The organism is Psychrobacter sp. CR212 (genome assembly GCF_059693765.1).
Window position 1 is genome coordinate 77,651 of sequence record NZ_JCATIF010000002.1, and the last position, 26,974, is coordinate 104,624.

24 protein-coding genes are annotated in these 26,974 nt (G+C 42.4%); 21 read left to right on the forward strand and 3 right to left on the reverse strand.

The genetic code is table 11. The features are described 5' to 3' along the window. The first annotated feature begins 7 nt into the window (after positions 1-7). The 11 genes from AC58CZ_RS04700 to AC58CZ_RS04750 all read left to right on the forward strand — a co-directional run bounded on the left by AC58CZ_RS04700 (position 8) and on the right by AC58CZ_RS04750 (position 11,254). Entirely contained in the window at positions 8-1,354 is a 1,347-nt protein-coding gene (locus tag AC58CZ_RS04700) for a phenylacetate--CoA ligase family protein (RefSeq protein WP_494223915.1), read from the forward strand. Between the two features lie 112 nt (positions 1,355-1,466). Further along, entirely contained in the window at positions 1,467-2,498 is a 1,032-nt protein-coding gene (locus AC58CZ_RS04705; RefSeq protein WP_494223914.1) for a hypothetical protein, read from the forward strand. After that, positions 2,495-3,637 (forward strand): glycosyltransferase, encoded by a 1,143-nt coding sequence (locus AC58CZ_RS04710; protein WP_494223913.1) that lies wholly within the window; start codon positions 2,495-2,497, stop codon positions 3,635-3,637. The genes AC58CZ_RS04705 and AC58CZ_RS04710 overlap by 4 nt, the downstream gene beginning before the upstream one ends. Next, positions 3,634-4,227, forward strand: a complete 594-nt coding sequence (locus AC58CZ_RS04715; protein ID WP_494223912.1) for a sugar transferase — start codon at positions 3,634-3,636, stop codon at positions 4,225-4,227. Before AC58CZ_RS04710 ends, AC58CZ_RS04715 begins: the two co-directional genes overlap by 4 nt. Beyond that, the gene (locus AC58CZ_RS04720) at positions 4,224-5,012 is read left to right on the forward strand and encodes a metallophosphoesterase (protein ID WP_494223911.1); all 789 of its coding nucleotides are present in this window, start codon (positions 4,224-4,226) and stop codon (positions 5,010-5,012) included. Before AC58CZ_RS04715 ends, AC58CZ_RS04720 begins: the two co-directional genes overlap by 4 nt. Then, positions 5,009-6,022 carry an ATP-grasp domain-containing protein gene (locus AC58CZ_RS04725; protein WP_494223910.1) on the forward strand — a complete coding sequence of 338 codons (1,014 nt, stop codon included), beginning with the start codon at positions 5,009-5,011 and terminating at the stop codon, positions 6,020-6,022. Before AC58CZ_RS04720 ends, AC58CZ_RS04725 begins: the two co-directional genes overlap by 4 nt. Further along, complete coding sequence (locus AC58CZ_RS04730; protein ID WP_497413138.1) at positions 6,019-6,705, forward strand: NAD-dependent epimerase/dehydratase family protein; 687 nt, start codon at positions 6,019-6,021, stop codon at positions 6,703-6,705. Before AC58CZ_RS04725 ends, AC58CZ_RS04730 begins: the two co-directional genes overlap by 4 nt. 78 nt (positions 6,706-6,783) lie before the next feature. Then, the gene (locus AC58CZ_RS04735) at positions 6,784-7,992 is read left to right on the forward strand and encodes a DegT/DnrJ/EryC1/StrS family aminotransferase (protein WP_494223908.1); all 1,209 of its coding nucleotides are present in this window, start codon (positions 6,784-6,786) and stop codon (positions 7,990-7,992) included. Positions 7,993-8,053: 61 nt separating this feature from the next. Then, a complete protein-coding gene (locus tag AC58CZ_RS04740) occupies positions 8,054-9,532 on the forward strand; it encodes a capsule assembly Wzi family protein (protein WP_284719168.1) in 1,479 nt (492 codons plus the stop codon). A 229-nt stretch (positions 9,533-9,761) separates the two neighbouring features. Next, a complete protein-coding gene (folD, locus tag AC58CZ_RS04745; RefSeq protein WP_494223907.1) occupies positions 9,762-10,640 on the forward strand; it encodes a bifunctional methylenetetrahydrofolate dehydrogenase/methenyltetrahydrofolate cyclohydrolase FolD in 879 nt (292 codons plus the stop codon). A gap of 95 nt (positions 10,641-10,735) precedes the next feature. Further along, the gene (locus tag AC58CZ_RS04750) at positions 10,736-11,254 is read left to right on the forward strand and encodes a phosphate-starvation-inducible protein PsiE (protein WP_240365313.1); all 519 of its coding nucleotides are present in this window, start codon (positions 10,736-10,738) and stop codon (positions 11,252-11,254) included. Positions 11,255-11,318: 64 nt separating this feature from the next. Here AC58CZ_RS04750 and corA read toward each other — a convergent pair whose 3' ends face one another. Both corA and AC58CZ_RS04760 read right to left on the reverse strand, forming a co-directional pair. Next, complete coding sequence (gene corA, locus AC58CZ_RS04755; protein WP_494223962.1) at positions 11,319-12,473, reverse strand: magnesium/cobalt transporter CorA; 1,155 nt, start codon at positions 12,471-12,473, stop codon at positions 11,319-11,321. Between the two features lie 163 nt (positions 12,474-12,636). Beyond that, a complete protein-coding gene (locus AC58CZ_RS04760; protein WP_058024362.1) occupies positions 12,637-13,026 on the reverse strand; it encodes a DUF2237 family protein in 390 nt (129 codons plus the stop codon). 487 nt (positions 13,027-13,513) lie between these two features. Between AC58CZ_RS04760 and AC58CZ_RS04765 the strand changes: the two genes are divergently transcribed. Both AC58CZ_RS04765 and AC58CZ_RS04770 read left to right on the forward strand, forming a co-directional pair. After that, the gene (locus tag AC58CZ_RS04765) at positions 13,514-14,809 is read left to right on the forward strand and encodes an ATP phosphoribosyltransferase regulatory subunit (RefSeq protein WP_494223906.1); all 1,296 of its coding nucleotides are present in this window, start codon (positions 13,514-13,516) and stop codon (positions 14,807-14,809) included. A 147-nt stretch (positions 14,810-14,956) separates the two neighbouring features. Then, positions 14,957-16,246: an adenylosuccinate synthase gene (locus tag AC58CZ_RS04770; protein ID WP_348653735.1), complete on the forward strand. Its 1,290-nt coding sequence runs from the start codon at positions 14,957-14,959 to the stop codon at positions 16,244-16,246. A 228-nt stretch (positions 16,247-16,474) separates the two neighbouring features. On the opposite strand, the gene AC58CZ_RS04775 is transcribed toward AC58CZ_RS04770, so the two are convergent. Next, positions 16,475-17,782 carry an RNA-guided endonuclease InsQ/TnpB family protein gene (locus AC58CZ_RS04775; RefSeq protein WP_427618980.1) on the reverse strand — a complete coding sequence of 436 codons (1,308 nt, stop codon included), beginning with the start codon at positions 17,780-17,782 and terminating at the stop codon, positions 16,475-16,477. Between the two features lie 348 nt (positions 17,783-18,130). Between AC58CZ_RS04775 and ndk the strand changes: the two genes are divergently transcribed. The 8 genes from ndk to bamB all read left to right on the forward strand — a co-directional run bounded on the left by ndk (position 18,131) and on the right by bamB (position 26,955). Beyond that, positions 18,131-18,562 carry a nucleoside-diphosphate kinase gene (ndk, locus tag AC58CZ_RS04780; protein ID WP_058025095.1) on the forward strand — a complete coding sequence of 144 codons (432 nt, stop codon included), beginning with the start codon at positions 18,131-18,133 and terminating at the stop codon, positions 18,560-18,562. A 300-nt stretch (positions 18,563-18,862) separates the two neighbouring features. Next, positions 18,863-20,092, forward strand: coding sequence for a dual-specificity RNA methyltransferase RlmN (rlmN, locus tag AC58CZ_RS04785; protein ID WP_186474867.1), 1,230 nt, complete (start codon positions 18,863-18,865; stop codon positions 20,090-20,092). A gap of 215 nt (positions 20,093-20,307) precedes the next feature. Then, positions 20,308-21,243, forward strand: a complete 936-nt coding sequence (gene pilW, locus AC58CZ_RS04790) for a type IV pilus biogenesis/stability protein PilW (protein ID WP_227517153.1) — start codon at positions 20,308-20,310, stop codon at positions 21,241-21,243. Next, entirely contained in the window at positions 21,234-22,055 is an 822-nt protein-coding gene (locus AC58CZ_RS04795) for a RodZ domain-containing protein (RefSeq protein WP_494223905.1), read from the forward strand. The genes pilW and AC58CZ_RS04795 overlap by 10 nt, the downstream gene beginning before the upstream one ends. A gap of 117 nt (positions 22,056-22,172) precedes the next feature. Then, positions 22,173-23,288: a flavodoxin-dependent (E)-4-hydroxy-3-methylbut-2-enyl-diphosphate synthase gene (ispG, locus tag AC58CZ_RS04800; protein ID WP_494223904.1), complete on the forward strand. Its 1,116-nt coding sequence runs from the start codon at positions 22,173-22,175 to the stop codon at positions 23,286-23,288. 121 nt (positions 23,289-23,409) lie between these two features. Beyond that, positions 23,410-24,711 carry a histidine--tRNA ligase gene (gene hisS / locus AC58CZ_RS04805; protein ID WP_427643266.1) on the forward strand — a complete coding sequence of 434 codons (1,302 nt, stop codon included), beginning with the start codon at positions 23,410-23,412 and terminating at the stop codon, positions 24,709-24,711. Between the two features lie 70 nt (positions 24,712-24,781). Next, complete coding sequence (locus AC58CZ_RS04810; RefSeq protein WP_212563754.1) at positions 24,782-25,576, forward strand: YfgM family protein; 795 nt, start codon at positions 24,782-24,784, stop codon at positions 25,574-25,576. 158 nt (positions 25,577-25,734) lie between these two features. Then, positions 25,735-26,955, forward strand: a complete 1,221-nt coding sequence (gene bamB / locus AC58CZ_RS04815; protein WP_277077951.1) for an outer membrane protein assembly factor BamB — start codon at positions 25,735-25,737, stop codon at positions 26,953-26,955. Positions 26,956-26,974 lie beyond the last annotated feature (19 nt).

A 26,974-nucleotide genomic window follows, 5' to 3' on the forward strand; every position in this document is an offset into this window, starting at 1 on the left:
GGTCAATATGTCCTTGAAAGAAAAAGTAATTAAAAAAACGCCTATGTTCGTACAGAGCTCTGCTATTTCTTTGTTCAATACATATCAGTATAAGGTTCGTCATGGTGGTGAATACAAAAAATTTCGTGAATATTATGCTAAAATTGAAAGCTTTACTGCTAGCCAATTGGACAAAGAAATTAAAAAGAAAAAAAAATATTTTTTCAAATATGTCAGAAAAAATTCATCTTGGTATAACAAGCTAAATGTTAGAGATTTAACACAAAATAGCTTCCTAGAAAAGCAAGATATTATTAATAATTTTGATAAAATTAAGACTATTAGAGAAAAGAACGGCATTGTAAGCCTGACGGGTGGTACGACAGGTGCATCTATGAAAGTTGTGTATACAAAAAAAGATATGCAAGAACGTTTTGCTATTTTGGATCACTTTCGGGCGCAGCATGGCTACCGTTTAGGTAAAAAGACAGCCTGGTTTTCTGGAAAAAACCTAATATCTAAGCATGATATTCAAAATAATGTCTGCTCACACTATGATTTTATTAATAAAATTCGTTTCTATTCTACTTTTCATATTAATCAAGACAGTTTTGATGTGTACTGGCAGTCGTTGGTTAAGTTTCAGCCAGAGTTTATAGTAGGCTTTCCCTCTAGTGTTTATGAGCTATGCGAGATTGCAGACAGTTTGGGTTTGCAATTACCCACACCTGTGAAAGTGTTTTTTCCTACAGCTGAGACAGTGTTGCCAAAGTATCGTGAAGTTATTGGGCGTGTGTTGGGCTGTAAATTGGTTGATCAATATGCGTCTTCTGAAGGTGCACCATTTATATTGGAATGTACGCACGGTCGTTTACATATTCATCCGTTGACAGGTGTTTTTGAAGTATTGGATGAGCACTTACAACCTGCACAAAGTGGCGAGCTGTTGGTGACTTCCTATACAACGCATGGGACACCACTCATTCGTTATCGTATTGGTGACCATATTACGCTGGCTGATTCTCAAGATGTCTGTACCTGCGGATCTATATTTCCTTTAGTGAAACAAATAGATGGTCGTACCTCAGACTATATTCTGTCACCGACACATGGTAAGGTGAACCTTGGCAATATTAGTAATAGTACTAAAAACATTAGTGGAATAATTAAGTTCCAAGTTATACAACATAATTCAGAGGCAGTTCAGGTGTTAATAGTAACTAACCAGGACTTTAATTCTTCAGAAAAAACTAAGTTCATAGCAGCATTAACAGAGAGATTAGGTAGTCAATTAGAGATTACAACAAAAGTTGTTGATGATATACCTACAGAAAAAAGTGGTAAATTTAGAATTGTTAAAAACTTATTAGGCTAATAAAATGTATGAGATAAGTTTTTATCAAAATATGCTGACTTTATTTATACTTATAATAAGTTATCTTATTGTATGTCTAGTTGGATGTAGGACAAAGAGCGACTTCAAAATAGTGAGCACCTTATTTATATGGCATACATTGTTTTCAGTAACTTACTACTTGTATAGTTTGGCTAATGCAGCAGATGCAACGCAATACTATGCACGTTCGGTAATTGGTGAACGTACTTATTTCTACCCAGGAACACCGTTTATTAATCTTTTTAGTTCTATATTGTCCCAAGGGGCTGATGCAAATTATTTAAATACTACCTTACAGTATAATCTTTTAGGTACTCTTGGACTGGTTTTAGTATATTTAACTTTAAAAAGATATCTTAACGTTTTCCCGTGGTACTGGATTTTTATAATTTTTATACCATCAATGAGTTTTTGGAGTGCAGGTTTAGGCAAAGATGCGGTGTCATTTTTTGCAACTTGTCTGCTTTTGTATGCTATTACGACCAGTAAGAGAGCCTCTTTATTAAATATCGCTATTGCTTTCTTTTTTATGTTTATGGTTAGACCTCACATTGCTGCACTGATAATGGTTTCTTATGTAGTATATTTTATTATTAAATCCAAAGTACATTTTATTTTTAAGATGTTTATTTTGCCTATTATTGGGTTTGGACTGTTTATCTCAGTTGGTTTCGTACAACAATATATTGGATTAGATGAAGCGTCATTAGATAGCGTCTCTGGTTATATAGATGGTAGACAGGGATTAAATAGTAGAGGTGGATCTTCTTTAGATATAGCTTCTATGAGTTATCCGATGCAGATGTTTACCTATATTTTTAGACCATTGCCATTTGAAGCCAGTAGTGCTGTCGCTCTGGTTACTAGCTTAGAAAATACAATAATACTATTTTTATTTATTTATATATTGATTAAGTCAAAATTCAACTTTCGACCGTTTATACAAGGTAAGAATCTTTGGTTATTTACCTATGTTTTTATAACTTGTAGTATTTTAGCAATGACTACAGCCAATTTAGGTATTGCTACTCGTCAAAAATGGATGTTTATGCCAGTTTTACTCTATTTGTTGATATACGTATATCATGATTATAAATCGAATAATTCAAAGGTTTGTAAATGAAATTCCTGATAATAGCTAGCTATCCAGCCTCTATTTTGAGATTCCGTGGCGCTCTCATTGCTGCTATCAAAGATGCAGGGTTCGAAGTGCATATTGTCGCGCCTGACTTTGGCGCCTATCCTGATGAGCACCAAGCGCTAAAAGACTTGGGCTATCGGGTGCATAATATTGCCATGCAGCGTACAGGTACCAATCCTAAAAAAGATTTCAGAACCATCATTGAGCTGTATCGCTTGATGACAAAGATTAAGCCTTATTATGTGCTTGGCTATACGATTAAACCTGTTATTTATGGTTCGCTCGCTGCAAAACTTGCCCGTGTACCGCATATTTTTGCACTGGTAACAGGTCTTGGTTATGCCTTTAGTGGGGCAGAAGAGGTAGGGTACAAAAAGTCCAATCTGCAAAAGGTCATGCATCAGCTGTATACCGCAGCATTACTGACCACAGATAAGGTATTTTTCCAAAATCCTGATGATCAAGCGCTATTTAAAAAAATGGGTATTTTAAAACCATCAACACCCAGTACGGTGGTCAATGGCTCAGGCGTTAATGTATCAGAATACAGCGTTGCGCCAATACCTACAGAAAACGACGTGCCTGTACCGCGATTCTTGCTCATTGCGCGTTTGCTTGGCGCAAAAGGGGTACGTGAGTACGCCCAAGCGGCAGCTATCATTAAATCTCGTCATCCTAATGTGCGGTTTGACCTAGTAGGCTGGGTCGATGACAACCCTGATGCGATTGAGCAGCGTGAGCTGGATGCGTGGATTGATGATGGACTGGTTAATTTCTTAGGTAAGCTCAACGATGTAAAGCCTACTATTGCAGACAGTTCGGTTTATGTGCTGCCTTCCTATCGTGAGGGGACGCCGCGTACAGTGCTTGAGGCTATGGCAATGGGTCGTGGGGTCATTACCACAGACGCGCCAGGCTGCCGCGAAACAGTTGTAGACGGGCATAATGGCTATCTAGTACCCGTCAAGGATGCGCACGCCTTGGCTGAAGCCATGCAAAAATTCATCGATGAGCCTGAGCTAATCGCTAAGATGGGTCGTGCTGCTCGCCAAGTGGCTATGGATAAGTTTGATGTCAATACGGTTAATCAAATGATGCTAACGGAGATGGGAATACAATGATAAAACGACTGTTTGATATTGCAGCGGCGTCCAGCGCGCTCGTGGTCTTAGCCCCTGTCTATGCAGTGACCGCTTATAAAGTAAAAAAGAATCTAGGCTCACCTGTCTTATTTCGTCAAGTTCGTCCTGGTTTGCATGGTCAACCGTTTGAGATGCTCAAGTTTCGCTCTATGAAAGATGCTGTGGATGCTGAGGGCAATGTACTGCCTGATAGTGAGCGCCTAACAGATTTTGGCAAGCGTCTGCGTGACAGCAGCTTAGATGAGCTGCCAGAGCTTTGGAATGTGATTAAAGGCGATATGAGCTTAGTCGGACCACGCCCGTTATTAATGGAATATCTGCCGCTATACAATGATGAGCAAAAACGCCGCCATCACGTGCGTCCTGGTATTACAGGCTATGCGCAGGTTAATGGACGTAATGCGATTGGCTGGGATAAGAGGTTTGCGCTCGATACTTGGTATGTGGATAATCAGTCATTATGGTTAGATATTAATATTTTACTTAAAACAGTGAAAAAAGTTTTTATGAAAGAAAGTGTTGAACATATAGATACAGAGTTTAACTCAAGGTTCAAGGGAAATAAATGAAATTCGTTGTCGTTAATGATATACATGCAAATAGTGTAGCATTAAAAGAGTTTATGGTAGGTTTGCGAAATATCAACTTTGATAAGTTGATATTTCTTGGTGACGCTTTAACATATGGGGTAGATGTAAAAGAAACTATAGATTTATTGCATCGGCTAGAAGAAAAATATGATTGTGTTTTTATTAAAGGTAATCATGAACAAATATATTTCGACTATCAAAATAATGAAAACTACCAATACAAGAGATTTCCTAACTTCCTTCTAGAATCAATATTGCATAGTGCAGAGCAGTTAAGTTTTATACTAGAAGATGAGTTTGAATGGGTTAATAGTTTTTGTTATGAAGGCGTCATCTTTTCACATGCTAATTTATTTGAATATAGCAACTGGTCGTATTTAAATACAGAAACAGATTTTCAATCAAACTATAATATTGTGGTTAGTAGCAAACTGCGCGGCGCTATATTTGGTCATACGCACAGAGCAAAATACAAGAAATATAAAGGCGGGGTTGTAGATTCTAATATTTTAGAATTGCCAATACACCAAACTCTTTCATTTAGTTCAAATGACATTTTTTTGGTCACTAACGGTAGTTTAGGGCAGCCAAGGGGGTCTGTACCCTCCTTCCTAACATGCGATATTAATAGCACTGAAGTTGCGATTACTTCGATCCCTCTAAGCTATGATATAGCTTTACATTGTCAATCAATTACTGAGTCAAATCTTACAGCTAGTACTAAAGAAAAGTTACTAAAATATTACGATAAGGTCTTACCATGATTAGAGTTCTCGTTACAGGTATGGGTGGTGGCGTTGGTCAGGGAATAGTAAAGTCTCTAAAATTAATAAATGATTTAGATATTTATATTGTCACTGCTGATATGAGTGAGTTAGCATCAGGTTTATATGGTGGTGACTATAGCTATTTAGTTCCTGCTGCTAGCGACGAGCTGTATTTTGATAGAATTAAGCAGATTTGTATTGAGCAAAATATTGATTTTTATTTTCCTGGTACTGATGTGGAACTAATCAATTGTGCTACTTACTCTAGTGAGCTTAAAGATAAATTTAATGTTGATATAATAATTTCGCCAGTTAATGTTATTGAAATAGCAGATGATAAATATAAAACAGTTAATTTTTTGAAAGAAAATGATTTTTCCTACCCTGAAACTTTTCTACCTAATGAAGTAGATTGGGAGCAGATTAAATTCCCACTAATTATCAAACCTCGAGTAGGTTGTCGCTCTATTGGCGTGCATTTTGTTAATAATATAAATGAAGCTAAAGAAGCGGTTAACTCTTTAGAAGACCCTATTGTACAAGAGTATATTGAAGGTAGTGAATATACGTGTACGGCAGCCATTTATAATGGTGTCATGTCAGATGTGTTATGTTTAAGAAGAGACTTAAGATCAGGAGACACCTTTAGAGCTTTTCCTGTGAAATCTGAAGTTATAGAAAGCTATGTAAGAAAGATAGCAGTGAAAATTGGTATTCTAGGTTCCTGTAATTTTCAACTCAGACTAACAAGCTCTGGTGAACCTAAATTATTTGAAATTAATAGTAGGTTTTCTGGTACAACTCCTTTTTGTTCTTATTTGGGGTTTAATCCAGTAGAGTTTTGTTTGAAGGCTAAATTAGGTATTAAGTACCAATCAAATATTAACTATGAAAAGGTTGTTTTGAGGCATTGGGCAGAGGTTATGGTCGAAAAATGTAGTCTAGATGATCTCAAAGAAAGTCTCCAAGGCAAAGTCTCTGCTTTACAGGTTTCAAATTTACTATGAGAATTCTAGTTACTGGGGCGAGAGGTCAACTCGGGCGCGAAATTGTTCAGTGTTTACGCTCACATGGCTTGGAGGTAATTCCTTATAGTCATTCTATGCAACTTTCAGAATTAGACTGGTGTGATATAACAGTGATAGTTAATTGTGCTGCCGTTATACCATCTAATAGTATAACTAAAAATCAGTATTTAGATGGAAATATTGTTTTTTTACAGAACTTATTGAAATACTCCAAAGGTAAGACCTTTATACACTTTTCAACTTTCAGTGAGTTGTATAAGAGTGATTTTTATCAGTTGTCAAAAATGATGGCAAATAGCCTATTGTTGATAAACTCTCACATTCTTAAGGGTTTGACTATCCTACCTTTGCCTACTTTAGAAGATGACTCTCTTATTGAAAAGATTGTTGGCTCAGCATCGGCTGGATTAATGCCGAAAGTTTATAGACTAAAATATAATTATATGAGCTTTAAGAGCGTCGCTTATTTTGTTAAAGATATGATTACCGAGAATGACAATATTAAAATAACTGATTTATATGAGAAAAAAGATTTGTATGACGAAGTTATTAGAAGAATTGATGCTAGCTATATTATTGAAGGTGAACTTGTTGATAGAACATTACTCGATAATGGAGTTTATCATATAATGCCAGATTTGCTTGAGTCTTTATCTAAATAATAAGTTTGCTTAGTTTTATACCTACTATTAAGGTTTTTATTTTTTAAAATAACCATTTTTAAACGAGATTTACAAACTATGTTAAACACTCCCTTTTCACCATGGCCAAGCTTCACCCAGCGAGAGGCCGATGCTGTCAGTCAAGTCCTATTATCTAATAAAGTAAACTACTGGACAGGACAAGAAGGGCGCGAGTTTGAAAAAGAATTTGCAGCGTGGGCAGACAGCCAATACGCAGTAGCCGTTGCTAATGGCACCCTAGCATTGGATGTAGCATTAAAAGCGCTGGATATCGGTGCGGGTGATGAAGTGATTGTCACGCCGCGCACCTTTATCGCCAGTATCTCTTGTGTGGTCAATGCAGGGGCGACCCCTGTTTTCGCTGATGTAGAAGCGGACACGGGCAATATCTCGCCTGAGACCATCAAAGCCGTATTGACCGATAAGACCAAAGCCGTCATTTGCGTGCATTTGGCTGGCTGGCCGTGCGACATGGATGGCATCATGGCATTGGCAGACGCGCATAATTTATATGTCATCGAAGACTGCGCGCAGGCGCATGGCGCAACCTACAAAGGACGCAGTGTCGGCAGTATCGGTCACGTAGGCGCATGGAGCTTTTGCCAAGACAAAATCATGACCACAGGCGGTGAAGGCGGCATGGTCACCACCAATGATGAAAACTTGTGGCGCAAAATGTGGGCGTATAAAGACCATGGCAAAAGCTACGCCGCTGTCTATGAAACCGAGCACCCACCTGGCTATCGCTGGCTGCATGAAAGCTTTGGTACCAACTGGCGTATGCCTGAGATGCAATCAGCAATCGGGCGTATTCAGTTGACGCGAATGAGCGATTGGACACAAAAACGCACGCAAAACGCACAGGCAATTTTGGATGCCTGCGCACGTTGGGCAGAAAAAGGCTATTTGTCTGTACCCCGCCTAGAAAACAGCGCCGACTTTGCTGATGCCAAACACGCTTACTATAAGCTTTATGTTTATGTAAAGCCTGAAAATCTCCCTGAAGGCTGGACACGAGATGCTATTATTGCAGCGATTAATGAGCAAGGCGTCCCGTGTTTTTCAGGCTCGGCGTCGGAAGTGTATTTAGAAAAAGCCTTTGATGATACAGGTCTGCGTCCAGAAATCAGGCTGCCAATAGCCAAACAATTGGGTGAAACCAGTTTGATGTTTTTGGTGCATCCGACCTTGACAGAAGCAGAGATTACGCAAACTGTTCAGGCTTTAGACAAAGTTCTTGCCCGTATCGATGCGGATGCTAAATAAATAATGATTCATTAAAACTTATCTATTCTGGATAAGTACACTTTATAAAGAGTAGATAATTATGTCTAAACAAAGAAAGTACAAGCAGCTGAGTGTGTTAGTAGGGCTGGGTATGATATCCATGCTGGCCTCAGCACAGAATTTGTATATGAATGATATGAAGCTCAAGTCAGAGCTAGAATGGTTAAATGCGCAAGGCGTCACTCACATTAGTACCAGTACATGGCCTTTAACTGCTAATGAAATTACAAAAGCAATCACCACGGCTCAGGTGAGTACTGACGCGCAGCAAAAAGTACTACAGTCAGTCCGTGCCACACTTGCTAAAAACCCCAACTCCTTGGTGAAGGCTGAAGTAGACGCTTATGTACAGACCGATCGTCAGCAGTTGCCGCAAACTTTTGCTGATGACCATTTAGCAGGGCAAGAGGTTTCAGCAGCGCTCAGTTTGAGTGAAGAAAATTGGGAAATGAAACTTCAAGCCAATCTAAAAAACGACAGTTTGCTCGAAGACAGTAACGACTTGAGTTTTGAAGGCTCATATATTGCTGGCTCTGCTGCCAATCAATGGTTGATTGCCGGTCAGATCCCGACATGGTGGGGTCCTGGTACTGACGGCAGTTTGATTCGTGGCGATGCCAGTCGCCCTGTTGCAGGTATCACCATGCAACGTGATGAGCAAAATGCACCAACCTCGCCTTATCTTTCATGGGTTGGTCCATGGCAGTATCAATTATTTGCAGGTCAGCTTGAAGATTATGATGCCGTACCAGATGCTAAGCTATTTGGTGCTCGTCTGACGGCCAGTCCTTTACCATGGCTAGAAGTTGGTGCGTCTCGAACCTTTATGTGGGGCGGGGAAGGTCGTCCAGAGAGTTTTAGCTCCTTTGGTGATGCTATTTTAGGCACTAAAGATAATGGTGACAATGGTGCGACGATTGGTGAAGACCCTGCTAATCAATTAGGTGGTTTTGATGCGCGTATGAATCTTGCGCCTTTGGTAAATATCCCAGCCACAGTATACGCACAATATGTGGGCGAAGATGAGGCGGGCGGGCTACCAGCGAAGAACATGTACCTTGCCGGTGCTGACTACGCTTCGGAAGCTTATGGTATGCCATATCAATTGTATACAGAATATGCAGACACACGTACTAGTGGTAAAGTCCGAGGCGTATCCTATGATCATAGTACATATACCGATGGTTACTACCAGCAAGGCTATCCACTCGGGCATTCTTTGGGCGGCGATGCAGAGAGCATATCAGTAGGTGGCAAGCTATGGCTAGATAGTCGAAACTTTGTCAATACAAAACTGCAATATGCTAAGGTTAATCAGTCAGGAGAGTTGGATCGTCGCACTGGAAAGTCTGATAACCAAGCCTTTCCAATGAAAGATAAACTGACCGCTATTGACATATCATGGGCGCATCAGTTGAATCCAAAAACTTTAGTGACATCTCGCTTATGGGGCGTAGACTCTGATACTCAGTCAAGTGATATTGGAGCAGGCGTTGGGCTAGAGTTTCAGACTTATTAGCCCAGGCCTATAGCGGCTAATAAATAACGTGAATACATGAGAGTCAAATGGTCTACTAAATGATAGTAGGCCACTTTTTTATTGTATCCCAATACACGCTAGGATTTTGCAGCGTACACAGGTACAATATTATTATCAGTCAAAGGTTGACGAAGCAAAAGACAGGCATGCAAAGTACTTGCACGCGCTGTCTTTATTTTTTTATATCGTATCCTCTATTGGAGTTACTATGTCTATTGCCCACGAGTCCGCCACCGTTTTGGACGGCAAAGCACTTGCCAAACAAATAGAACAGGATCTACGCACGCGCGTGGATGCGATCAAAGATAAAACGGGACGCACCCCAAGCTTAGCGACGATATTGGTTGGTGACGATCCAGCCTCTGCCACTTATGTCCGTATGAAAGGCAACGCTTGCAAGCGTGTTGGCATGGACTCTATACGTGTTGAGATGCCAAGCGCCACGACCACTGAGCAGCTCATGGCAAAGATAAATGAGCTAAACAGCAATCCAGACGTACACGGTATTTTGTTACAGCATCCTGTCCCTGAGCATATCGATGAACGTGCTTGCTTTGAGCAAATCGATTTGGCAAAAGACGTCGATGGTGTGACTTGTCTTGGTTTTGGTCGTATGGCGATGCAGCAGCCAGCTTACGGCTCATGCACACCGCAAGGCATTATGCATCTATTAGAGCATCATAATATCGAGCTTGCGGGTTTGGAGGCTGTGGTCGTAGGACGTAGTGCTATTTTGGGTAAACCAATGGCAATGATGCTATTGAATGCGAACTGTACGGTGACTATCTGTCATTCAAGAACGCAAGACTTAGAGTCTCATATTAAGCGCGCCGATATTGTAGTTGGTGCTGTAGGTGTGCCTGAGCTGATCAAAGCCGCTTGGATCAAAAAAGGTGCGGTAGTTGTTGATGCTGGTTTCCATCCAACGGATAACGGCGGTGTTGGCGATATCGAAATGCAAGGCATGGAAAACATTGCTAGTGCGTATACACCAGTGCCAGGCGGTGTCGGCCCAATGACCATCAACACGCTTATTCGCCAGACAGTCGATGCGGCTGAAAAATCAGCAGGTTTGGGTATTAGCTAGAAAATAGCCATGTGAGTGCTGATTGCCGATAGATAAAGGGGCCTGATTGATAGAGTCAGGCAAATCAACCACCTCTTCGTTGATAGGACCTAAAAATGGCTAAAAAAGACGTAGGTATTCATGAGCGACTACAAGGTATTGGTAGAGAGTTTGTCGATGTCTGTCATTACGTTATCTTATTTTTAATCAGCGTGGTGGTGGTCTGGACGGCAGGTAAAGAGTTTATCTATATTGTCCAAAAAGGCTCAGCGGATTTAAAAGATATTTTGATGCTATTCATTTATCTTGAGCTGCTGGCTATGATAGGGATTTACTTTAAAACCCATCGTCTGCCCGTACAGTTTTTGATATTTATTGCGATAACGGCTTTATCACGACATCTAGTGGTTGATGTGCAGGCAGTGTCAGATTATTTTCATCTATGGTTGCTGGCCACCATTTCCGTGGCAATCATGCTATTGAGTGGGGCTATTGTCATACTCACTTGGACGGCAAAAACATTTGGTCGCCCAGAAGACAATCTTGATAGACAGTATGCAAATTTAACGGTCAAGGCTATACTGCCTGATAATGCGCAAGATCCAGACAGCCATACCAAGCACCGCCGCGAATAATGATTGACGATCAGCATAAAAAAGGGCTACCAGTGGTAGCCCTTTTTTGTGTATGAATGAGTTATCACAACCATTTGAGTCGCTTAAAGTTGTAATACAAGAAGCTACACAACGCGATGATAATTATCATAATAATGAAGTAAGCATACTTCCAATGGAGCTCGGGCATAAAATCAAAGTTCATTCCATAAATGCCAGCGATAGCGGTTGGGACGGCAAGGATACCCGCCCAGGCGGCAAGTTTACGAACGACTTCGTTCTGTCCCATATTGACCATGGCCATATAGGTATTCATGACCACACTTAGCATCTCATTTAGACCGTTAATGGCATCCAATGAGTGCAGGAGATGATCGTTCACATCGCGAAAATATGGCTTGGCTGCTTGAGAAAACCCAGAGACTATCTCGCTTTTTTTATGATTGATAAAGAAGCTACAGATGTCTTGCACGGGTAGGATAATAGCGCGCATATGTACCAGCTGTGATTTGAGCTGGTACAGATTTTTTAATGTGCCTTTATCAAATTCATAGGTGAAAACATAACGCTCTTGCTCACGCAAATATCGTCCCAATCGATCAGTGATCGGCATATAGTTATCAACGATAAAATCGAGTATGGCATGGAGTACAAATATGGGACCCATGCGTAGCTTTTCTGGGCGACGATGACAGTGCTCGCGTACAGGCGCATAGGAGTTTGACGGACCATTACGAATCGTAATCAGGTAGTTTTTGCCCATAAATATCGCAGTCGTACCATAACGAATGACGTTGTCTTCGAGTTTGGCGGTACGTATCACGACAAAGACCATATCGTTGTCGTAGTTCTCTACCTTGGCTCGCTGGTGATCGGCAAACGCATCTTCAATCGCCAATTCGTGTAGATCAAAGGCGTCTTTGACTTTTACCATAGTCTCTAGGCTTGGGTCGTAGAGACCGAGCCAAATAAACTGACCGTTATTACTCAGCGCACGGCTCACATCAGTAAGGGCGATTTTGTCTAGATTTTCGCCTGTTTTTCGCGAATACGCATAGCAATTAACCACCTCATCCTTACTTGATGAATCAATATCTTCATAGCGCTCAGAGTCAGGATCGTAGACCGTCATGGTCTCAATGGTGTCCTCAGTTGTGGCATCAACGTCGCCGTAGATATAGCTGTCATCGTCATCTAGATAGAGATGCCTGTCATTCATATTGGCATAAATGTGGCTCATATTAGAGTCAGGTGCAATGTGAGCCGTTTTTTTGATTAATTGGTTATTTTGGTTGTTGTCGTTTTCCACACACCCTCCTGTCATATAATAAACAGCTGCAAGAATCAAAACTTGTCTTAAGCAAAGCCATTATCATTTGATCGCACTATCTATGAACAACCTTTTACAATGCATAGCTTTTTAGCGTGTCGATATCTACCAATGCCAATAGGCTCTCGTGGCAAGCTTCTAGTTTTATCTGCGGGGCAATGTCAAAATCTAGTGCTTCAACCCAGCGCAGGGCGCAGATACACCAGTAATCACCAGGCTTAAGACCGGCAAAGTTATATTCAGGTAGCGGGGTGATAAGGTCATTGCCACGACTGGCTGAGAAGTTTAAAAACTCGCTGGTCATCTTGGCACAGACGGTATGTTGACCAACATCATGGTTGCCCGTATGACAAAAGCCATTGCGATAATAGCCAGTGATAGGGTCGAAGCAACAGCTGGCAAGCGCTGTACCTAAGACATTGGTTTGGTTGATGGCAGGGTTTGGGTGGTAATCAGATGACATAAGGCTTCCGAGATAAAAATATGTGTTAGTGTACCATGAGTCTGTATTGATGACGCTGCCGTAATCATGCTCATCAGTGTATGTATAACAAAAAATAAACGCTGTTGTGGTCTGTCAATGCCGAGCTGAATATATGAGTGTCAACGGCTACCTATACCGTACTAATGAGAAGCACTTAGACAGTAATTAGATACGGATTGTGGCTAATTGTCACTAGGCGAACCTTGAGTGCTATGCTAAACTAAAGCATAAAGTGCCTTGATTATTGGTCGCAATTTTTTAGCGCATAAAGATACTCGTCTTATCATTCCAAATTATACTTATTACTCACTCTCTTAAAGTCACCTGGTTTGTTTATAAATAATTGGGTCAATGATGTTGCGCGTTAAAAATAAAAACACTCGGCGTCAATACTTGGTAAAACAACCTTTGAGTACCGCATCAGTACCGCGTTTTTGGTAAGCGATACGCCAAACAAGGATTTATTGTGTCTGTTAGTTCTGATTCTGCAAAATCTGCCCAGCAAAACCCTCCAAATGAAACAGTGACTCAGCCTGCCAAAAGCAGTGCTGCATCTAATAGTATGCCGTACTTGAGCAACTTTGGTAGTGATGTTGCCAATAGCTGGCTGTTGCCTGATGGGGTGGTCGATGTCCTGTTTGAAGATGCCCATAAGCAAGAAGTGCTTAGACATCAACTGATTGAGCAGCTTATCACTCATGGTTATCAGCTGGTTTGTCCGCCGATGATTGAGTTTACTGAATCTTTGCTGAGTGATGCATCAGAAGATCTGAAACGTCAAACCTTTAAGATTATCGATCAGTTGACGGGCCGTCTAATGGGCGTGCGTGCTGATATTACTCCTCAGATCTTGCGTATTGATGCGCATCATGGCGGTACGGGTATCGCTCGTTATTGCTATGTCGGTGATGTGATTCATACCTTGCCATCAGGATTGTTTGGCTCACGCACACCATTGCAGCTAGGTGCTGAGATATTTGGCTGTGCATCACTGGCAGCAGATATTGAGTTGATCGATGTGTTGTTTACCATGGTAAATAAACTCAATATAAGTGCAGCGCTCCATATTGATTTGGGTCACGTGGCGATATTTAAGCGTTTAGCCGAATTGGCTGAGTTGCCAGACAGCGCCACTGAGCAATTGATGTACTTGTACGCCAATAAAAACCTACCAGAGCTTAAGCGTCTCTGCCGAGACTTGCCGATGGGCGATGATTTTTATGTGTTGGCACGCTTTGGTCATGATATTGCAAACTTATTATCTAAATTGTCAGACACAGCTCAACAAGACGATCAAATCGCGGCCGCTGTCGATGAGTTACAACGCCTCAAATCTTATTTAGAAAATCACTGGCAGTGCCCAGTCAGTATCGATGTGACAGAACTATCAGGCTACCACTATCATACAGGTATCGTGTTCAACGGTTATATTAATAGTGAGACACAGCCGCTAGTACGCGGCGGACGTTTTGACGGTATGCAAAGCCAGACGCAAACACTTCGTGCTGCCACAGGCTTTAGTATGGATGTCAGTCGCTTGCTGGCGCATACGCAGCTTGATGCACCAACCACAGTACTAGTTGATTTTGCTGCTATAAACAATGCCAACGAAGATGAGATGCAGACACTCTTACAACAAGTTGAGAGTCTACGTCAGCAAGGCTATCGCGTTACCATGCCATTAGACGCACAGGACAGCCCAAATGACGTTACTCATCGCTTAAGTTTTGCTGACAATCAGTGGCAGCTACAAACGATTTAATGAGTCATTTGTGAAACACACGCGCATCAAGCACCAGTTATTAAAACGCTATGTTGTTCGTTAGATAAAAAGATACAGTCAATAAAGTCACTTTAATTTTTTAGCTTTTATTGCACACACCTCAATACATAAAGGTAAGGATTGATCATGGGTAAGAATGTTGTAGTCTTGGGTAGCCAATGGGGCGACGAAGGTAAGGGTAAAATCGTTGATTTACTTACCGAAAAAGCCTCAGCAGTAGCCCGCTTCCAAGGCGGTCATAATGCTGGTCACACGTTGGTTGTCGATGGCAAAACCACGGTCTTGCATTTGATTCCATCAGGTATCTTGCGTGAAGGCGTTACTTGCTTTATCGGTAATGGCGTGGTGTTAGCGCCTGATGCATTGCTCAAAGAGATGAAAGAGTTGGAAGACAACAACGTACCAGTACGTGAGCGTCTACGTATCTCTCCCAACTGCCCACTTATCATGCCTTATCATGTGGCCCTTGACCAAGCTCGTGAAGCCAAGCGTGGCAGCGGCAAAATTGGTACAACAGGTCGCGGTATCGGCCCTGCCTACGAAGACAAAGTCGCACGCCGTGCTATCAAGCTTGCTGACTTGTTCCGTGAAGATCTAGAAGAAAAACTACGTAACCTAATCGAATATCACAACTTCCAACTGACTGAGTATTATAAAGTTGAAGCGATTGATTTTGATGAGACACTTAAGCTTTGTAAAGAGTGGCGCGATGAGATCAAAGGCATGGTTACTGATGTCACCGAAGACCTTAACCAATTGCGTCTGGCTGGCAAAAACCTAATGTTTGAAGGTGCGCAAGGCACACTACTTGACATCGATCACGGCACTTATCCGTTTGTGACCAGCTCAAGCGTAACCGCTGGTGGTGTATCAACGGGTACAGGTATCGGTCCATTGTATTTAGACTACGTACTTGGCATCACCAAAGCGTACACTACGCGCGTTGGTAGTGGTCCGTTCCCAACTGAATTGTTCGATGATGTTGGTGCTCACTTAGCCAAAGTCGGTCATGAATTTGGTGCAACAACTGGCCGCGCCCGTCGCTGTGGTTGGTTCGATGCTGAGGCATTACGCCGTGCAGTGGTACTGAACTCTATGTCAGGTATCTGCCTGACCAAGCTTGACGTACTAGATGGTCTTGAAGAGTTGCTCATTGGTGTGGGCTACAACCTGCCTGAGACTGAGTGTGCAGGCGCACATGATGCTGAGTTCTATGAGTCAGTAACGCCTAAGTACGAAACCCTACAAGGCTGGAGCGAGTCAACCGTTGGTATCACAAGCTATGATGACCTACCAGAAAACGCTAAAATTTACATCAAACGTATCGAAGAATTGATTGGTTGCCCAGTTGATATCATCTCGACCGGTCCTGACCGTGAAGAAACGATTGTATTACGCGATCCGTATGATGCTTAATTGGTTATAAAGATATTGTCTGTTTTATTTACAAAACCCTGATGCCAAACATTGGGGTTTTATTTTTGGTAAATAAGAAGATTGATGAGCGGTAAAACCTTGCTCAATTTATCTTTGTGTAAGTTATCGCCATAAATTAATCCTATCATTTATACGCTTAATCATTATATTGACATACTTCCACCACTTTCGCCAAGCTCAAGTGGGGAATTCTAAAAGCATAAGCTCTTAGGTGGCTTTCTCACGAAGGTCACAAGTTTTCTGTTTCAAAGGGCGACCTTTAAAGCATCCTCCCTCCGCAGACAAAACGGCATGTCCTGCCGCTAATATATTACGAGCCGCATTAACATCTGCGTTCGTAACATACCTGCATTCGACGCACTCAAAGTTTGCTTGAGTGCGTCTATTTTCCTTGGCAATATGCTTGCATTCAAAGCAGGTTTGGCTGGTGTAACGTGGGTTTACCTTAATGAGCAACCCGCCTTGCCATTGTTGCTTGTACTCAAACATATTAACCATCATGCCCCAGCCTTGATCTAAGATTGATTTGTTTAATGCTGATTTGGCTTTGACATGCCGACCTTTTTTCTCCATCGTACCGCTAGCTGATCTCGACATATTGGCGACTTTTAAATCTTCACAGGCAATCATGGCGTGGTTTTTGCTGATCGCGGTAGTGATTTTATGCAAGTAGTCATGGCGAATATTGGCGATGTGATTGTGTAATTTTTGAATCTTACGGTTTTGCCTTTTCCAGTTTTCACTGAACTTTACTTTCTTACTTAATTGACGCTGCAATTTGGCAAGTTTAATTTGATTGGCTTTAAAGCTGTTTTTGGGTTTGATGTATTGACCGTCTGAGGTGGTAATGAGTTTAGTGATACCTAAATCAATACCTATGGCGCTTTTGGAGGGGTGAGTTGGGTTCTCAGATAATGCTCGCTCAGTGCCAAACGACACGTACCAGTGACCTGATTTCTTGCTGATGGTGACGTTTTTAATGGTGCCGATGATATCTTGTGATTTTTTAAATTTTACAAAGCCCACGCCATTAGGTAGTTTGACGCGATTACCTTCAACACGGCAATATTTATCAAACTGAACAAGCCTGATTGAGTCGCAGCCATCGGATTTACGTTTAAATCTTGGCATCAGTTGTCGTAGTTGAATCTCTGTGCCATCACTTAGCTTAAAAAACTTGGGTTTTCGAAACTTCTTTTTGTTTTCTTTGAGCCTAGCATGAACTTTAGGGTCGAAAAATCGTGACCAAGCAGAGGCAAGATCACGTACTTTTTGTTGTAAAGACACAGCATTGGCATGGGTTCTTAAGAAGTCAAAATCAGGATTGTTCTTTAGAACCATGATTTTATTAACCAAGTTGGTGGCATTAATAAATTCATTTTTGGCAAACATCTCAAATGAGATCGCTAGCATTTGATTCCAAACAAAGCGTGCAGAGCCGACAAGATTATTTAGAATAATCTGTTGCTCTGCATTAGGCTCAAGCCTAAATTTATACGCTTTGTTGATTTTCATAACGCCGATTCATTTTTTTTGATATAATATAAACTCTAAAGTTTACAATAATTTATTTCAATATATTATTTGTGTAAAGATATAATATAATAAACGAAACGCTAGGCGAAATTCAATTCCACCCTAACATCAGGTGGAGTCCTTTTTCACGTTTTGATAAGCAATAATTCTGTTTTGGTCTGTCTTGAATTTATATTTATATTGATAAATCATGAACCATTTCAATAAGTCTAAGCCAATATAGTAGTCGGAGATAAAATGAGAGGTTCGTGATAAGGCGACTTCTTTGCTATTTCATTTCTTATTTTAGTTCAATTTTTTAACCCACTCATCCATTAGGAGCTTTTCATGGCTAACGAACGTACTTTATCTATCATCAAACCTGACGCAGTTGCTGGCAACCACATTGGTGCTATCTATGATCGTTTTGAGCAAGCTGGTCTAAAAATTGTTGCCGCTAAAATGCTACAACTTGATGACGAAAAAGCAGGCGGTTTCTACGCTGAGCACGCTGAGCGTCCATTTTACAACGACCTAGTATCATTCATGACTTCAGGTCCAGTATTGGTATCAGTACTAGAAGGCGAAAATGCTATCGCTAAGCACCGTGAAATCATGGGCGCAACCAATCCTAAAGAAGCTGCTGAAGGCACTATCCGTGCTGACTTCGCTAGCAGCATCGATGAAAACGCGGTACATGGTTCAGATTCAGCTGAATCAGCGGCACGTGAAATCAGCTACTTCTTCAATGAAGACGAAGTTTGTGCACGTACGCGTTAATAGCAGCTATTATTTGCAATATTGATTGTTAATAAATAGTATCGCGAGACGGCTTATATCTTATGGGTATAAGCCGTTTTAGCTGTTATATGTAATAACAGTGTCGTTGCTTATTGAAATTCATAGGCGCTTGCCTCATTATTAGATTTACTAGCGTTATCAATCCTTTATCAGCACATTGTCAATATAGATAATTATTTGCATTCTATATAGGACAAATTTTGCGCTCATAACGGATTGCTCAATGCATCATTTAATTGTATAACGACGTTCATGGCTTATGCCAAAAGGTTACCTATTATGTCCACTGTTCAATCACCGATCCAACACACACCCACTAACAAGACGGCTAGTATCAAGATAGTAGATGAGGCGCAGGCCAAGACCAATCTATTAGGGATGACGCAGTCGCAACTTGCCGATTACTTTAAAAGTATCGGTGAAAAGCCATTTCGCTCGACGCAAGTGATTAAATGGATATATCAGCACGGAGTCACTGACTTTGAGCAGATGACCAATCTGAGCAAATCATTGCGGGATAAGTTATCAGCCAATGCCTGCGTTACGCCACCAAAAGTGATTCATCGTCAATATAGTGATGATGGTACGCGTAAATGGGTGTTTGAAGTGACGGGCGGCTCATTGGTTGAGACGGTATTGATTCCAGCGGATGACAGTAAATTAAATGGTCGTAAGACTTTGTGTGTGTCTTCACAAGTGGGCTGTGCGCTAGATTGTAGTTTTTGCAGTACTGGTAAGCAGGGCTTTGAGCGTGATTTAAGCGCTGCTGAGATTATCGGTCAGCTGTGGGTGGCCAATGCCTCTTATATGACTGATAACAATGATAGTCTAGAACACGTTGATCATAGCCTGTGGGAAAACAATGTCACCAACGTGGTCATGATGGGCATGGGTGAACCATTATTAAACTATAAACCAGTGGTTGGCTCAATGGAGCTGATGCTGAGCGATCACGCTTATGGACTATCAAAACGTCGAGTGACCTTGTCAACCTCAGGCGTGGTACCTAAAATGTACCAACTAGCACAAGATATCGATGTAGCACTGGCTATCTCACTGCATGCCCCCAATGATGAACTGCGTAATGAGCTGGTGCCAATTAATAAAAAGTACCCGCTAGAAGAGCTGATTGCCGCTGCAAAAAACTACGTCTATGATGTCAATCCGCGTCATAAAAAGCACGTCACGATTGAGTATGTGATGCTTGATGGTGTCAATGATAGCAATGAGCATGCTCATCAGTTGGTCGTGCTATTAGAAGGGCTACCAAGTAAGATAAATCTTATTCCGTTCAATCCGTTCCCACATGCGTCGTACGATAAGTCAAGCAACAACCGCATTCATGCGTTTAGCAATATACTGAGTGAAGCTGGGTTTGTTTGCACCATTCGTCAAACACGCGGTGATGATATTGATGCCGCTTGTGGTCAATTGGTCGGACAAGTGGCTGACCGTACCAGACGCTCGGCTGCATGGCAACAAAGCATCAAAGATCGTGAAAATGTTTGATACGTTTTGCATATGACAGGATAAATATCCGTCTGTTCTAAAAGAAGCTTAGCTGTCTTTTATCTGTCGCAACGGTAATGAAAATGTATCAATAACGGTCAAGATTGAAGAACATAGCAATTAATAACAACTAAATTGTACTTATAGGGGCTAAATCTATTAAACTGATGCCTCGAAGATCGAATGCATTGAACCACAGTTTTATGATGGCGGCTATGATGACTTCTAAAAATTTTTATCAGTTGGTAGAGCAAAAACCATTTTTTAACCTTTATAAAAAGGCAGGTGTGGTGACGAACCGAGTCACTGCACCGAAGTGCGCATTACTGGCTGCCGCACTCGCATTATCATTGCTAAGTGGCTGTCAGAGTACACCAAACAATGACTTGTCAGGCATCGCGCCTTATCAGACATCCACGAAGCCCAGCGGTGACCGCAACTTAGATCAGCAAGAAATTGCTCGTGTACGTACCTCACTTGCTGCACAATATATCCGCAAAAATGAGCTCGATACGGCGCAGCGTCAACTCGAAAAAGCCTTTGCTGCTGATAGCCGTTACGCGCCAGCCTATGATATGATGGGCGTTTTGTTGCAGCAAGAAGGCAGCCGCATCAATCTTGCAAAAGCCGATCAGTACTTTAAAAAAGCCATCGCGCTGGATAAAGACTTTGTGCAAGCACACAATAATTACGGTGTTTATTTATCACAGATGAAGCGCTATCGTGAGGCGGCAGAGCAGTTTGAGATTGCAGGCGCCTCATTAGGTTATGAAGGCCGTATCGGTGCGTTAGAGAATTTAGGGCGTACATACCTTCAGTTGGGTGACAATAGTGCCGCTGCTAAAGCGTTTTTGCGGGCCCTAGATGGCAATCGCAATAGTATTATTGCTCATATTGAGCTGGTAGATTTATTGCTTGAGCAGCAGCGAGTACCGCAGGCTCAGCGCTTGTATGACGAGACCTTGATATTGGTACAAGGGCAGGGCATCAGTCCTAGATTGCTCCTACAAGGTATCAAACTTGCGGCAGCACAAAACAACATTACAACTCGCCAGCAATTGGCACAGCAGCTTTTATCCGCTTATCCATTGAGCGACGAAGCGAAACAACTTAAGACTTGGCTTAACAATCCAGAGGCACCATGGAAATGATCACCCCATCATCAAACACTCAATCTAACGCTCAGGGATCATTTGGTGCCACGTTGCAGCAAGCCCGTAAAACGAAGCAAGTCAGTTTAGAAGAGGCAGCCGCCGAGTTATTTATCTTAAAACGTCATCTAGAAGCACTAGAGAGCGAAAACTTTGCTGAATTACCGCAAGCGGCATTTGCTCGTGGCTTCGCTATTAACTATGCCAAATATTTGGGCCTAGACTCAGCCAAAATCGCGAGTAGTTTTGATGCCGCTTACCCCAGTGAACTCAAAGCCAAATCGGTCAATAATACTGATACACCATTGCAACCAATGGGCACGCTGCAACGCGATACACACAATCGCATTCGTTTTAATCCGCTATTGATCATCGGTGTGATTGGACTCATTATCTTGGCAGTATTTTTATTCCGTATGGTGAGTAATGCGAGTAAAGAAAATAGCCAAGAGCCTGTCTCTACTGTTGAAGATGTATCTGCTATTGAGCAAGCGCAAGGGGCTGCGATTAGCAATGATGCAAGTGATGTCGGTGCGTCTGGCTCTGCGTTGAATTTAGGTGCTGCCAGTGCAGATACGGCTTTTTTAAACGTGAAGTTGACCGGTGATGCTGTGGTTAGCATCACGGATGCATCGGGTAATAGTCTCATCAGCGGTTCACAGACGGCAGGTGACTATGACCTAACAGGCGTGCCACCATTTAGTGTACAAATTGATAATATCGATAATGTTAGCTTGATGCTCAATCAAGAAACGGTTGCTTTAGATACTTATGCAACGGATAAGCAAGCTACCTTTGAGCTAGTACCTTAGTCATCATTGGCCTCTTATCGAGCATGATTACTAGCGTTTAATAAAACTACTATACGTCTAAGCTCATTTATATATACAAGCCTGTGGTTTTTCTATTTTTGATTTAAGGATTTATCTATGTCAATGCCATCGCCTATTAACCGCCGTTTGACCAAAAAAATCTATGTCGGCGATGTTGCGATTGGTGGTGATGCGCCAATTAGCGTACAGAGCATGACCAACACTGACACTTGTAATGTGGCGGCAACCGTCGCCCAAATCGAGCGCTGCGTAGAAGCTGGTGCTGATTTGATGCGCGTATCAACGCCGACGATGGATACCGTCAAAGCCTTTGGCGAGATTCGTAAACTGGTGAGCGTACCTTTGGTTGCAGACGTGCATTTTGATCATAAGATTGCCTTAGCAGTGGCTGAAGCCGGCGCTGATTGTTTGCGTATCAATCCTGGTAACATCGGTAGCGATGCCAAGGTGCGTGAAGTGGTTGCTTGTGCTAAGTATCACAATATTCCTATTCGTATCGGCGTCAATGCAGGCTCTTTAGAAAAAGACATTCAGCGTAAGTATACTGAGCCGACTGGGGAGGCGATGCTTGAGTCAGCAATGCGTCATATCGACATTTTAGAGCGTCTTAATTTTGACCAATACAAAGTGTCTGTCAAAGCCAGCAATGTGTTTTTGACATTGGATGCGTATCGCCTGCTATCAGCGCAGATTGATAACCCACTGCATTTAGGTGTCACTGAAGCAGGTGTCTACCGTACTGGTGCTGTCAAATCTGCCATTGCGCTTGGTGGTCTGTTATTAGACGGTATCGGCGATACGATTCGTATCTCCTTAGCGGCTGAGCCTGAAGAAGAGATTAAGATTGGTTTTGATATTTTAAAGTCGCTTAACATACGTTCGAACGGTGTTAATTTTATCGCTTGCCCAAGCTGCTCGCGTCAAGAGTTTGACGTGATTAAAGTGATGACGGCGCTAGAATCACGTTTGGAAGACATCCGTGAACCAATGGATTTATCCGTGATTGGCTGTAAAGTGAATGGTCCAGGCGAAGCAAAAGAAGCAGATATCGGTATCGTTGGCGCCGCACCAAGATCACTAGTATACCGTATGGGTCAAAAAAGTCATCTTATCGATACCGACAATGTAGTCGATGAAATAGAAAGTATGGTTCGCGCCCATGCAGAAGATTTGGCGAAAAAGCGTGAGAACGAGATTATTCGCGTAAAATAAGTCGCAATGCAAGTATCTGCTTTTTGCTGTGTAAACAAAGGGTAGGCAGCACATTTTTTTTGTTAATACGTAGATAACAATAATAGACATAACTGTTAAATTTTAAGGACATGACCGTATCATGATTAAAGCTATTAAAGGGTTTAATGACATTTTGCCTGACCAATCAGCAAAGTGGCTGCATCTAGAAGCGATATTGGCTGATGTACTTGGTAGATATGGTTATGAGCATATTCGCTTGCCTATCGTTGAGCAAACTGATCTATTCGCACGTGCTATTGGCGGTGCGACAGATATCGTTGAAAAAGAGATGTACAGCTTCACTGATAAATCTGAGCCACCGACGCCTTTGACCTTGCGTCCTGAGGGCACAGCAGGGGCAGTACGTGCCGTTATCGAGCATAACTTATTGCGTGGGGACACGCCGAAGCTTTGGTACGTTGGTCCAATGTTCCGCTATGAGCGTCCGCAAAAAGGCCGCTATCGTCAGTTTCATCAGCTAGGTGTCGAAAGCTTTGGTAGTGCGCTACCAGACGCTGATGCTGAGCTGATTGCAATGACGCATCTGATGTGGCAAGAACTGGGCCTAAAAGATGAGATGCACTTACAGTTAAACAGCCTAGGTGAGCTTGATGAACGCCATGCCTATCGCGAAGCGCTGGTTGCCTATTTGACGGACAAAAAAGATCAATTAGACGAAGACAGCAAACGTCGCTTGACGACCAACCCATTACGTATCTTAGATAGTAAAGAGGCAAGTACGCAGGCAGTATTAGCAGACGCACCAAAGCTTGCTGACTTCTTGGGTACAGAGAGTGTGGCGCATTTTGAACAAGTTCAAGCTTATCTGACTGCGCTTGGTATCGATTTTGAGATCAATCCACATCTGGTGCGGGGTCTTGATTATTATAATAAAACGGTCTTTGAGTGGGTAACGGACAAGCTTGGCAGTCAAGCGACGGTATGCGCCGGTGGTCGTTATGACGGTCTGGTTGGACAATTAAAGTCCATAGGTACAAACGATGATAAGTCAGATAAAAAACCTGTAAAATCTGAACCGGCTATTGGTTTTGCAATGGGGCTCGAGCGCTTATTGCTACTGATGGAAGCCGTGGCACCGATTGCTGACAAACCCGCTTGTGATGTCTTTGTCGTGGCGCATCCTGACGTTTATAGTGCAGGTATCAGCTACGCACAAAACCTACGTTATAGTCGTCCAGATGTACGCGTGAAGATGGCAAGTGCAACCAGTCTAAAAGCGCAAATGAAAAAGGCAGATAAGTCAGGCGCAGCATTGACAGTCATCATCGCACAGCAAGAGCTGGATGATAATACCATCAGTATCAAAGACATGCAGACGGGTGAGCAGCAGACTGTCACACAAGACTGGCTATCGAGTAAAGATAACTTTTCTCGTAAATAATCGTCTTGCAACGCCGCAGTTTTGATTTTGGCATCAGCAATTTAATGTACATTTTATCAGGTAAATATATATGGCTCTGACCCCCAATTCGCCGAATGCAGACAACTCCATGCAAGCGTTAAAGCAATATGGTAGTTATATTGTCACTGCGATTTTGTTGGCACTGGCTGCTTATTTTGGCTGGACATACTGGCAGAACAACCATGCGCGAGTAGATACTGTCGCCGCTGATCAATATGCCGATATCCAACGACTGAATGAAGAAGTCAGCTTGGCTTCGCAAAATCCAGATCTAGAAGCCGACGCGCAAGAGTCGCTGGTACAGAGCCGCACACAGTTAGACAAAGATATTGATGCTTTAGTCAGTACGCATGGTGAGTCAGTTTATGCATGGCAAGCGCTGATGATAAAAGCTCGCCAACAGGTCGATAATGATGATTTTACGGCGGCAGCTGAGACATTTAAGCAAGCACTCGCCATTGATTTGGATGATGCCGGTCTAAAGGCAATCACTCAGCTGCGTTATGCCAAGACGTTACTGGCGACAGGCGATGCAGATGCGGCCTTGTCAGAGGCCAACAACGATATGCCAAGCTCGTTTGAAGCCAGTCAGCAAGAGCTGCTAGGTGATATTTACTTGGCACAAGACAATAAAGAATCAGCGATTAAGTCTTACAATAATGCTTGGGAGCTATTACGTAGCCGCCAAGAAACGCGTGCAGTATTGGCCTTAAAGATGGAAAGCTTGGGTATCACTCCTGAGCCAATTGCTGGGCCCACCAGTCTTATCCAAGAATCAGCGACTCCTGAGCAGCCATTAGTGGTTGAAAACTCAGAAAATACGAGCGTTGAAGCTGCTCAGTAGGTCGCTAAGTTCAGTAGGTCACTAAGCTCAGTAAATCACTAAGCTAGTATTGAGCAGTAGCAATCGATTAAATGCTTTTTGATATGACGTCATAATGACTAATGTGCTGTTGGCCAATGCACCAATTAATAATAATTCATTTGTAGTGAGAACATATAATGACTCAATCTATTCGCTCTAGCAAAATGTTAAAAACTACGTTAAGTAGTCAGACTATCAAGAAGACAGTCATGCATGTGGCAGTACTTGCCGTAATGAGCACTGCAGTGATTGGGTGTAACCGCGGCATCAAGCCAGTGGTTAATGACCCAGTAAAATTGGTACAAATTGCGCAACCGATCAGCGTGCTCCAGCCAGTATTTAGCACTGATGTAGGTAACAAAAAAGCCAGTAAGAAAGACCCTCTAGATTTGCAAGTTGGTTACGCCAATGGGCAAATCGTTACGGCATCACGCGGTGGTGATCTGATAGGGTTTAATCAGGCAGGCGAGCGCTTATGGTCGGTTAACGTCGGTGATCAGATCACAGGCGGTGTGGCGTTGGATGCGCTGAGTCAGACAGCGGTTGTGAGTACTCGCAATGGTCAAGTAATGGCGTTTGATACTATGACTGGCGCAAAACGCTGGCAGCAGCAGTTGTCAGGGTCGGTTTTATCCCCAGCGCTTATCAGTAATAATCGTGTGGTATTATCAGCGAATGATGGCTTCTTGCATGGCTTATCACTACAGACTGGTGAATCAGTGTGGCAGTTTGCGACGCAAGTACCAGCGATCAGCGTGCGCGGTAGTGCGGCACCAACTTTGCTAGATAATGAAACGGCGTTGTTGGCGACTGCTGATGGTCGTTTGCATGCAGTCACCGTTGATAATGGCTTACCAAAGTGGTCAAGACGTGTTGGCATTGGGTCTGGAAGCAGCGAAGTTGAGCGCATGAGCGATGTCGATGGCAAGCCTATCGTGGATAAAAATCAGCTGTTTGCGATTAGTTATAGTGGTCAGCTATTAGGTATTGATTTGGCCTCACGTCAAGTGATGTTTGTCAATGAGCTTGCTAGTTTAAAAGCACTTGCCGTCAACCCTCAGCAAGTGATTGCTACTAGCCTAGATGGTAAAGTGGTTGCCTATGATCGCAATAGCGGCGAGACATTATGGGAAAGTGAGGCACTGGCTTATCGTGACCTAACCAATCCTGTCATGATTGGCAATTATATTGCAGTCGGTGATTTTGACGGTGTGGTACATTTATTTGACCCTGCTACTGGCAATATTGTTAGCCGCGTGCAGACAAAAGGGACGTTGACGAACTTGCAAGTACAAGGCAATCGCCTGATGACTCAAAGCACATCAGGACAAGTTGCTATCTGGCAGTTAACGCGCTGATAAAACAGTACACTGGTTT

What these genes read in the sequence shown, in the direction of transcription:
- AC58CZ_RS04700 (WP_494223915.1), top strand. Translation starts at nt 8, where the DNA reads ATGTCCTTGAAAGAAAAAGTAATTAAAAAAACGCCTATGTTCGTACAG.
- AC58CZ_RS04710 (WP_494223913.1), top strand. Translation starts at nt 2,495, where the DNA reads ATGAAATTCCTGATAATAGCTAGCTATCCAGCCTCTATTTTGAGATTC.
- AC58CZ_RS04715 (WP_494223912.1), top strand. Translation starts at nt 3,634, where the DNA reads ATGATAAAACGACTGTTTGATATTGCAGCGGCGTCCAGCGCGCTCGTG.
- AC58CZ_RS04720 (WP_494223911.1), top strand. Translation starts at nt 4,224, where the DNA reads ATGAAATTCGTTGTCGTTAATGATATACATGCAAATAGTGTAGCATTA.
- AC58CZ_RS04725 (WP_494223910.1), top strand. Translation starts at nt 5,009, where the DNA reads ATGATTAGAGTTCTCGTTACAGGTATGGGTGGTGGCGTTGGTCAGGGA.
- AC58CZ_RS04730 (WP_497413138.1), top strand. Translation starts at nt 6,019, where the DNA reads ATGAGAATTCTAGTTACTGGGGCGAGAGGTCAACTCGGGCGCGAAATT.
- AC58CZ_RS04735 (WP_494223908.1), top strand. Translation starts at nt 6,784, where the DNA reads ATGTTAAACACTCCCTTTTCACCATGGCCAAGCTTCACCCAGCGAGAG.
- AC58CZ_RS04740 (WP_284719168.1), top strand. Translation starts at nt 8,054, where the DNA reads ATGTCTAAACAAAGAAAGTACAAGCAGCTGAGTGTGTTAGTAGGGCTG.
- folD (WP_494223907.1), top strand. Translation starts at nt 9,762, where the DNA reads ATGTCTATTGCCCACGAGTCCGCCACCGTTTTGGACGGCAAAGCACTT.
- AC58CZ_RS04750 (WP_240365313.1), top strand. Translation starts at nt 10,736, where the DNA reads ATGGCTAAAAAAGACGTAGGTATTCATGAGCGACTACAAGGTATTGGT.
- corA (WP_494223962.1), bottom strand. Translation starts at nt 12,473, where the DNA reads ATGAGCCACATTTATGCCAATATGAATGACAGGCATCTCTATCTAGAT.
- AC58CZ_RS04760 (WP_058024362.1), bottom strand. Translation starts at nt 13,026, where the DNA reads ATGTCATCTGATTACCACCCAAACCCTGCCATCAACCAAACCAATGTC.
- AC58CZ_RS04770 (WP_348653735.1), top strand. Translation starts at nt 14,957, where the DNA reads ATGGGTAAGAATGTTGTAGTCTTGGGTAGCCAATGGGGCGACGAAGGT.
- AC58CZ_RS04775 (WP_427618980.1), bottom strand. Translation starts at nt 17,782, where the DNA reads ATGAAAATCAACAAAGCGTATAAATTTAGGCTTGAGCCTAATGCAGAG.
- ndk (WP_058025095.1), top strand. Translation starts at nt 18,131, where the DNA reads ATGGCTAACGAACGTACTTTATCTATCATCAAACCTGACGCAGTTGCT.
- rlmN (WP_186474867.1), top strand. Translation starts at nt 18,863, where the DNA reads ATGTCCACTGTTCAATCACCGATCCAACACACACCCACTAACAAGACG.
- pilW (WP_227517153.1), top strand. Translation starts at nt 20,308, where the DNA reads ATGATGACTTCTAAAAATTTTTATCAGTTGGTAGAGCAAAAACCATTT.
- AC58CZ_RS04795 (WP_494223905.1), top strand. Translation starts at nt 21,234, where the DNA reads ATGGAAATGATCACCCCATCATCAAACACTCAATCTAACGCTCAGGGA.
- ispG (WP_494223904.1), top strand. Translation starts at nt 22,173, where the DNA reads ATGTCAATGCCATCGCCTATTAACCGCCGTTTGACCAAAAAAATCTAT.
- hisS (WP_427643266.1), top strand. Translation starts at nt 23,410, where the DNA reads ATGATTAAAGCTATTAAAGGGTTTAATGACATTTTGCCTGACCAATCA.
- AC58CZ_RS04810 (WP_212563754.1), top strand. Translation starts at nt 24,782, where the DNA reads ATGGCTCTGACCCCCAATTCGCCGAATGCAGACAACTCCATGCAAGCG.
- bamB (WP_277077951.1), top strand. Translation starts at nt 25,735, where the DNA reads ATGACTCAATCTATTCGCTCTAGCAAAATGTTAAAAACTACGTTAAGT.